Below are 373 nucleotides of genomic sequence, written 5' to 3' on the forward strand. Positions count from 1 at the left end.
AAACCTTCGATCTTCCTGAAATGCAGGACGATGAAATTCTGGCCTCAGTCGTAACCGACAGCCTGTGCCTTTCTTCCTGGAAAGAGGCTAACCAGGGCGAGAACCACAAAAAGGTGCCGGACGATGTGGCCACCAACCCGATCATCATCGGTCATGAGTTTTGCGGCGACATTATTGCCGTAGGCAAAAAATGGCAGCATAAGTTTCAGCCCGGCCAGCGCTATGTCATTCAGGCTAACCTGCAACTGCCGGATCGCCCGGACTGTCCCGGCTACTCCTTCCCGTGGGTGGGCGGTGAAGCCACCCACGTCGTTATTCCCAATGAGGTGATGGAGCAGGACTGCCTGCTGGCCTACGAAGGTGAAACCTATTT

Annotated in this window: 1 pseudogene; it reads left to right on the forward strand. The window is 54.7% G+C overall.

Annotated features, from left to right (window positions below):
* Positions 1-373: pseudogene (gene sorE, locus FDX22_RS31975) on the forward strand (L-sorbose 1-phosphate reductase); the annotation flags it as partial.

The sequence above is a fragment of the Citrobacter sp. TBCS-14 genome (genome assembly GCF_005280805.1).
In the GTDB taxonomy this organism is placed as follows: Bacteria; Pseudomonadota; Gammaproteobacteria; order Enterobacterales; family Enterobacteriaceae; genus Citrobacter; species Citrobacter gillenii.